Source organism: Rubrimonas cliftonensis (assembly GCF_900107585.1).
Taxonomy (GTDB): Bacteria; Pseudomonadota; Alphaproteobacteria; order Rhodobacterales; family Rhodobacteraceae; genus Rubrimonas; species Rubrimonas cliftonensis.
Genome location: NZ_FNQM01000050.1, coordinates 1 through 7,267, shown reverse-complemented (window position 1 = coordinate 7,267; position 7,267 = coordinate 1). Strand labels below are relative to the sequence as shown.

The window sequence follows — 7,267 nt, the reverse complement described above, 5'->3', positions numbered from 1 at the left end:
GCGACAGGCCGCCATCGAGGACGATCCCGCGGATCGGGCGAACGGCTGTCGACTGCGCCCGGCCATCGACCGCGCCACCGGCGGCTTTCCGGGAGAAGCGTCACCCGCGCACCTGGGAAATCCCGATGGACACGATCCTCGTGGACGGCGTCGTTGCGCCCCATCGACCGTTGGGCGTCAGCGTCCAGCGGCGCCCCACCTGCTGGTAGAGGTGGCGCGCGCTGGGGTCTTCGGCGAGCGAGACATGGCCTTTGGCCCGGATCGCCTGCGCCGACAACTTAGCGGCGAGCGCCTCGATCTCGGCCCGCGACATCGGCTCGGCGCGCTCGAAGAGAGCGCTCTTGTACGCCGCGTCATGGTCGGCGGGCTGCGCCAAGGCCTCCGCGTCGGGGCGACCGACATCGGCGTCATGGGCGCCGAACAGCACGGAGGCCGGAACATCGGCGTGGCGCGTCTCGATGACCGGCGCGGCCGGCGCGTGCCGCGCGATCAGGGCGCGGCTCGCGGCGAGGCTGTCACTCGACGCCAGATCGGTCTTGTTGAGGACGACGAGATCGGCCTGCCGCAGCTGGGCGGCCACGGCCCGGCCGGTGTAGCGGTTCGCCGCCTGCTCCGGCAGCTGCTCTGCGTCCGCCAGCACGATCACCCCGTCGAGAGGCAGGCGGAAGGCGGCGGCGTTGCGGGCGACTTTGCCCGGCTCGGCCACGCCCGAGGCCTCGATGGCGATATGGTCGAAATCCGCCGCGCGCTTCAGAATGCGCGCGATGGCCGTGGCCGTGCCGTCGGCCGCCGAGCAGCAGATGCAGCCGTTGGTCAGCGCGATGGTGTCGCCAGCATGGTCGGCGATCAGGCTCGCATCCACGTTGAGCGCGCCGAAATCGTTCACGATCACTGCGATCCGCCGCCCATGATCGCCGGTCAGCATGCGATTTAGCAGCGTCGTCTTGCCTGCCCCGAGATAGCCGCCGAGAACGGTGAGCGGCAGGCTCACGCCGAACGGCTCCAGACGCTCTCGCCCTCCTTGAACGTCTCGATCACCGCGAGATCGAGCAGCGCGTCGGCGTCAACCTCAAGCGGGTTGCGGTCGAGGATCACGAAATCGGCGAGCTTGCCCGGCGCGATTGAGCCCTTGAGGTCCTCCTCGAAGATCTGCCAGGCGGCGTCGATGGTCAGAGCGCGCAGCGCCGTCATCGCGTCCACTCGCTGGTCCTCGCCGATCACGGCGCCCGAGCGCGAGCGCCGCGTCATCGCGGAATGCATCATGCGCAGCGGGTCCATCGGCGTGACGGAGAAGTCGGAGTGGTTGGAAAAGCGGATCCCCCGCTCCCGCGCAGCCGCCATGGGGCTCGTGAAGCCGGCCCGCTCCGGCCCGGTGTTCGCAACATGGAGGTCGCCCCAGAAGAAGGTGTGCAGGGTGAAGAAGGAGGGCGTCATGCCCAGCTCGGCATAGGCGTCGAGCTGGTCTGGCCGCATGAACTGCGAGTGGATCACGCAGTCGCGCCGGTCATCCGCCGCGGTCACGCCCGCCGCCTGGATCGCGTCGATGATCATGTCGATCGCCGCGTCGCCGTTTGCGTGGACGAACAACTGCACGCCCTTGTCGACGAATTCCGCGACGACCGGCGCGACCACTTCCGGCGGGAACAGCGGGAAGCCCGCGTAGTCCTCCTCGCCCTCCGGGCCGCCGGTCAGGAGCGGTTCAGTCCAGAATGCGGTCTTGCCCTGCGGCGAGCCATCGAGCGGGATCTTGACGCCCTGCAGCTTCAGCCGGTTGCGATAGGTCCCGAACGCCTGCGCGGTGGTCTCGGGCAGCTCCATCGGGCCGCCCCGGAAGTTCGGCGCGTATTCCGCGATCAGCGCGGGGAAGTCGAGCACCAGCGGCAGCGAGACCACGTCGATCTTCAGGCGGTTCTCGTCGGCGGCGCGGATCAGGAATTCGAGGTCGGGCTTGTGGGTCGCCCCTTCCTGCGCAGTCGTCACGCCGCGCGAGACGTAGATGTCCTGCGCGGCGTCGAGGCTTTCGAGAAGCTCCTCGGCGCCCGGCTTGGGCAGGTCGGCGAAGATCGGCAGGAACGCGGTCTCCATCAGCAGCCCGTCGGGCTCGTTCGAGCCCGCCTTGCGCAGGATCAGGCCGCCCTCGGGCGTCGGGGTCGTCGCGTCGACGCCGAAAATCTCGAAGCCGCGCGAGTTCATCACGCAGCCATGGTTGGAGACGTGGATCAGCATGATCGGATTGTCGGGGAAATGCGGGTCGAGGTCGTCGCGCGACAGTTCGCGGCCGTCCGAGATGACGCTGGCGTCGTAGCCGTAGCCGACGATCCATTCGCCCGGCGCCGGCCGGACGCGCTCGGCATGAGCACGGATCTCGGCCACGATGTCGGCGATCGACGTCACCGGGCCGACAGGCTGGCCCGAGACGTTGACCCAGCGCACGAGCTGGGGCGCGTTCATGAAGTGGCCGTGGCTGTCGATGAAGCCGGGCAGCAGTGTCGCGCCGTCGAGCTCGACAATCTCGGTGGCGTCCGTCGCGAGCGCCATGATCTCCGCTTCCGACCCGACCGCGAGAACACGCCCTCGCGCAATGGCGACCGCCTGCGCTCTGGGCTGCGCATCATCGACCGTGACGATCACGCCGCCGCGAAAGATCTTCTCGGGCGCCGCCCCCGTCTGGGCGCGGGCCTCTCGACGAAGCCCGAATGGCGCGGCCGCGAAAAGGGCTCCTGCCGCGCCGGTCGTTACCACGTCCCGGCGGGTCGGGGTGGAAGTCGATGGTCGCGCCAAGTTCTAACTCCCTCGCTTGGATAGAGATTTGGCCGATCAGCAGGCAAAACCCGGAAAATGCGCCCCGTAGCTCCGAGCACTGCTCTGACACCGTCCACACTCTGTTCGGAAGATGCCCGATCAAGCCAGTGTAGGCAAAGGCCAAGGCGGCGATTGCCGGCGTGGCGGCTCCAGCCCGTACGCGGCGGCGCGCTGCCTACGACCAATTGGCGTCATTCGGTAGGGGCAAGCGGACGAGATTGTGCGGCTGTGGATAGGCGCGATGCCGAGACCCCTCTCGCGCAAGGAAAGATCAGAGACTTGCGATGCCGATCGGTGTCGGGATTCCGCGCCGCACCGCGCCGACCTACAGTCGGAGCGTCTTACCCTCCGACCATGCCATAGCCGGCCGTGCATGGGAATCGTGCGTCAGGCGGATAACACTAGAACTCGGCGATGGGTCCGAACACGTCGAACATCAGCCGTCCGACTGGCCTCGTCGTATTGATCTCGTCGGCCAAGGACCGAAACTCCGCGCTCGGCCTGATCCGGGATCAGCACGCGCCTTGCGTCGCCTGACCCGGGCGCGGGCTGCCGTGCCGGCGACAGGAGCGGGATCCAGTGTCGCACCGGTAGTCGATCCCCGGTTCGTCGCGCTCCTGTTGTACTATCGCGACGTCGTTGATGCACCAGCGTGCGACGTTACCGTCCCCGGCGGAAAGTCGGGACTGCAAGCCATGAAAGGAACTTTCGATCATGCACACGACTGATTTCGGCTTCCGCAGCCCGCGGGGCGGCCACCAGATCGCTGTCGCGGTTCTGACCGCCCTTGCCGCATGCCTGCTGACCGCGACGGCGGCCGGCGCACAGTCAGCGGATGAGTTTGGTCTGTTCGACATGAATGGGGACGGTGAGATATCCGTTGTTGAACTTGGCGCGAGAATGGGTGGCGACGAGGCTGCCGCCGCTTCGATGTTGGGCGAGATGGACACGGATGGGTCTGGTACGGCGAGCTTCGCGGAATACGAGGCGCTGATGGCCGCACGCGCTGCGCAGGGCGATCCCGACGAAGATGCGCGCGCTGAATTCGCTGTCTATGACAGGGATGGCGACGGTGAGATCAACAAGATGGAGCTTGGCAAGACGCTGGTTTCGACGGGCCAGTCCGCCGACGCCGCCGACGACATGATCGCCCAGGGCGACGGCGACGCATCGGGCACGATCAGTTTCGACGAGTTCAAGGCCCTCACGGGTCGCTGACCCGCCGGTGACGCGCGGGCGCGCGACAGGCCTTGCACGAGGAAAGACGCGCGCCCGTTGTCAGACAGGGGGACGCCATTTCACCGGTCAGGCGCGGTCGACGGCGTCACGGGTGTCGTGGCTCTGGAGCGGCGAGGGGCGCCGATGCCGGTCGGCTCCATGATCATCGTGTTCGTCTAGAGGGAGGGCACTCCGCGGCGTCTGTTCACACCTTGGGGGTGGCGGATCAGCCAGCTGCGTGGGGTCGAGGCGAGATTGGCAGACCCACAATCACAGGATGTATTGAAGGAGGATTACTTCGCCGGAAAGGGAATGCACTTGTGTCCAAATGAAACTATCAGGACACCGAGTTCCCTCCCTTTGCGGCCGGGCGGGAAGGCGTCGCCGCACGCGCTCCATCATGCGCACCGCATCGCACCGGCCCGGAATTGGTGCGGCACAGACACGGCTGCGCCCGGATCGGGCGCATGGCGACCGGCAGGCGGCGCGGCGTAGATATCGCTTCTGCGAATGACCGGACGTCGCCCCTAGCCCTCTGCCCCGCGACCGGCGGCTTCTCGGGAGTTGGGCGTCGGCATGTCTATAGGCGCGCGTCGGTCTCATCGTGGTCGACCAGCGTCGCGGGCACGTCGCGGCTTCCGTGGAGGATGCGCCAGACGTCCAGCAAGTCGGTCCGCTCAATGTAGAAGATCAGGTGCGGAAATCCGCGGACGCGCCAGGATCGCAAACCCGGGATATCTAGCATCAGTCCATAGCGCGGCGACCCGGCTGCCGGGTTGTCAGCGATGAATCGGTACGCGTCTTCGAGTTCGTCGATGAAGCTCAATGCGACGTCGACACCTGCTTCGTCGACATACCTGGACACAATCAACTCGGCGTCCCGCTTCGCCGCGGTCCGCGGCGCGACCGGCTTGGTCACTCAGCGCTGCGCCGCGCCTGACGGCGAAGGGACTCGAAATATGCTGCGTCCACGGGCGTTCCGGCCTCGGATGCGGCGCCGTCGAGGAGAAGCGCGCGGAGAGCCTCGCGATCGCGATCGCGCCGGATCAGTTCGCGTATGTACTCGCTGCTCGTCCCATAGCTTCGAGCAGCGACTTGCTCGTCGACATATCGCTTGAGCTGGTCCGGCAGCGAGATGTTCATGGTGCCCATGGACGGATCATGCAGCTCTTGGCAAATTTTGGCAAGGTCGGTGTGAGGCGCTCCTCCTCGGGTTCAACCACCCTTTGGGCGCAACGAGCGGCCCCCGCGAAGGCGTCCGTGCACGCCGTGAGCGTCCGCTTATCGCGCCCCACCGCTCGCCCCTCGACCAGCCGGAACGCGTTTCCCGTAGCCGCCCCAGCGGGACGGACGACGAGGTTGATCTCATACCCGCCCCCACTGCGAATGGCCGGCTACCACGCTCCGCGAGACTCCCCGCGACCGGCCGACAACGGGAGGGACCACCGGGGCGAAGGCTTGAGCGGATGCGAGGGCGCCGAACGACTGCAGTTGCGGTCGGCGGCCGGTCGCTGGGGCAGCTCTGGCGGCGCCGGACGGGGCGACGCGCGCGGTGCTCGACGACATGATGCGCGGAAGGCGGCCGGTGGCCTGAAGGCGCATCGCTCGACCCTTGGCCCGTGCGACCAGCACGGGCCGCGCCCTCCCTCCCCCAAGGGAGGGCGCATTGCAACGCCTCAACCCGCTGCGCCGTCGAAGTTGTTTGCGCCATAAACCGCGCCGCTCAGCCGTCGCGAAGCGCCCACCCGAGGGAGGGCGCGGCCCTCATCGCTCAAGAGGCGCCGCGGGGCGGACGGCTGAAATCCCGCGCGTCTCGGTCGGGTCGGCGCCGGGCACCCCGAGCCAGAGGTCGCAGCAGGATCCCCCGTCGACCGGCTGCTATTGAGGATACTCCTGCCGCTCGGGCGAATGGCCGTCAACCGCGGTCCGGAAGACGCCCCGCGACCGGTCGATTTACCGGCGAATCGGTCGACCATCTGGGCCGCGTTTGAGACAAACCTGAGCGAGAGCTTGGTGTCGTCCGCCCGGTTGCGATCACGAGGTGCAGCACGGAGTGAGTTACAAACTGTGTTACAAATCACCGGTCGGCTCGCGCATAGGCTTGTCCCGCAGGGAATAAACTTTCCAATGTAAACAGTATCATGTAATCACATTCTGCGCCGTTACTGGAGATTTGCGCGCGTCCCACCCTCTCCGCCATGTATCAGCTTAAGTCGATGATTTAACGTCTAAATTCGGAAGCCTGATCTTTTACCTGCCTACCTACCCGCCTAACCGAAAATGCACCTCGCGCTTTCGGGTCGTCACTCTGCCGGTTCGCCCAGCGCCTCGCGGATCGCGATCGCAGCGGCCCTCGCCCGATCGGCGGTCGCCCACAGAAGCTCGCGCCGGCCGGCGTCGTCGCCCGCTGCGTCGCCCAGCAGCCCGGCCAGGTCGATCAGCGCCGCGACGTCGTGAAGCCCCTCGAGCGCTTGGACACGCCACGCGTTGCGGCGCCGGGCGATTTCGGCGCGGACCGCTTCATGGTGCGCCTCGCGCTCGGCTTCGGGCATCGCCTCGATACGCTCGAACAGCGCGTGCACGTCGACAGCCATCAGACGGCCCCCCCTGCTTTCGCGACCACGGCCGCGCCCTGCCGATCAGCGGCCTCCACAAGAGCGGGATCAAAGGCCTCAGCCGGCGCGCCTTCGCTGATCGCCCACGCGACGAACGCCGCTGGCTGCAGCCCGGTCGCGTTCGCCAGCTCGCCCATGGCGTAGTCCAGAGCGACGCGCGCGAGCTCGGCGGCGGCTTCATGTTCGGCGACGGCCTGCAGCTTGATGGGGTCGGACAGTCGCGCGGCGGCGTCGGCGACAATGCGAGCCATCTGATCGGCCGGTATGCCTACCAGAGCCGCAGGGCCTTCGGTCGTAGCGGCCATCCACCCGGCCAGTTCGGCCTGCGGCATCGCCGGGTCTGCGAGCAGCGCCATGGCGCCGCCAGAATCGAGGCTGGCGAGGTGCCGGCGCATCTCAGCCCGCATCAGGCTCGCGCTGATGGTGTCGACGTTCGCGCCAGCCGCCTTCACGCCTTCGGCGAGTAGTTCACGGCGACGGGCCGCCGCCTTCGCGGGGACGCCTTTCACCTTGACGATATCGCGGCTGAGGGGCGGCTGTCAATGGACACCCAGTCTTACGAGTTAGCGCGACACCCAGTGTTACGAGGTTGAGCGCGACGGTAGCGGGCGCGGAGGGCGCGCTGACCGCAA

7 protein-coding genes are annotated in these 7,267 nt (G+C 67.5%); 1 reads left to right on the top strand and 6 read right to left on the bottom strand.

Annotated features, from left to right (window positions below):
* Nucleotides 1-100 precede the first annotated feature (100 nt).
* Together BLW43_RS22030 and BLW43_RS22025 are read right to left on the bottom strand one after the other, a co-directional pair.
* A complete protein-coding gene (locus BLW43_RS22030; protein WP_093256951.1) occupies nucleotides 101-991 on the bottom strand; it encodes a CobW family GTP-binding protein in 891 nt (296 codons plus the stop codon).
* Nucleotides 988-2,538: an amidohydrolase gene (locus BLW43_RS22025; protein ID WP_217632285.1), complete on the bottom strand. Its 1,551-nt coding sequence runs from the start codon at nucleotides 2,536-2,538 to the stop codon at nucleotides 988-990. Before BLW43_RS22025 ends, BLW43_RS22030 begins: the two co-directional genes overlap by 4 nt.
* Before the next feature lie 978 nt (nucleotides 2,539-3,516).
* On the opposite strand from BLW43_RS22025, the gene BLW43_RS22020 reads away from it, so the two are divergent.
* Nucleotides 3,517-4,020, top strand: coding sequence for an EF-hand domain-containing protein (locus BLW43_RS22020; protein WP_093256945.1), 504 nt, complete (start codon nucleotides 3,517-3,519; stop codon nucleotides 4,018-4,020).
* A 580-nt stretch (nucleotides 4,021-4,600) separates the two neighbouring features.
* Here the strand turns inward: BLW43_RS22020 and BLW43_RS22015 are convergent.
* The 4 genes from BLW43_RS22015 to BLW43_RS22000 form a co-directional block, all read right to left on the bottom strand.
* Complete coding sequence (locus BLW43_RS22015; protein ID WP_093256942.1) at nucleotides 4,601-4,939, bottom strand: type II toxin-antitoxin system RelE/ParE family toxin; 339 nt, start codon at nucleotides 4,937-4,939, stop codon at nucleotides 4,601-4,603.
* Nucleotides 4,936-5,172, bottom strand: coding sequence for a type II toxin-antitoxin system ParD family antitoxin (locus tag BLW43_RS22010; protein WP_093256939.1), 237 nt, complete (start codon nucleotides 5,170-5,172; stop codon nucleotides 4,936-4,938). The genes BLW43_RS22015 and BLW43_RS22010 overlap by 4 nt, the downstream gene beginning before the upstream one ends.
* A 1,151-nt stretch (nucleotides 5,173-6,323) precedes the next feature.
* On the bottom strand, nucleotides 6,324-6,614 hold the full coding sequence (locus BLW43_RS22005) for a hypothetical protein (protein WP_093256937.1): 291 nt from the start codon (nucleotides 6,612-6,614) through the stop codon (nucleotides 6,324-6,326).
* A complete protein-coding gene (locus BLW43_RS22000) occupies nucleotides 6,614-7,144 on the bottom strand; it encodes a hypothetical protein (RefSeq protein ID WP_139284202.1) in 531 nt (176 codons plus the stop codon). Before BLW43_RS22000 ends, BLW43_RS22005 begins: the two co-directional genes overlap by 1 nt.
* Nucleotides 7,145-7,267: the final 123 nt, after the last annotated feature.

What these genes read in the sequence shown, in the direction of transcription:
- BLW43_RS22025 (WP_217632285.1), bottom strand. Translation starts at nt 2,538, where the DNA reads ATGGCGCTCGCGACGGACGCCACCGAGATTGTCGAGCTCGACGGCGCG.
- BLW43_RS22020 (WP_093256945.1), top strand. Translation starts at nt 3,517, where the DNA reads ATGCACACGACTGATTTCGGCTTCCGCAGCCCGCGGGGCGGCCACCAG.
- BLW43_RS22010 (WP_093256939.1), bottom strand. Translation starts at nt 5,172, where the DNA reads ATGGGCACCATGAACATCTCGCTGCCGGACCAGCTCAAGCGATATGTC.
- BLW43_RS22005 (WP_093256937.1), bottom strand. Translation starts at nt 6,614, where the DNA reads ATGGCTGTCGACGTGCACGCGCTGTTCGAGCGTATCGAGGCGATGCCC.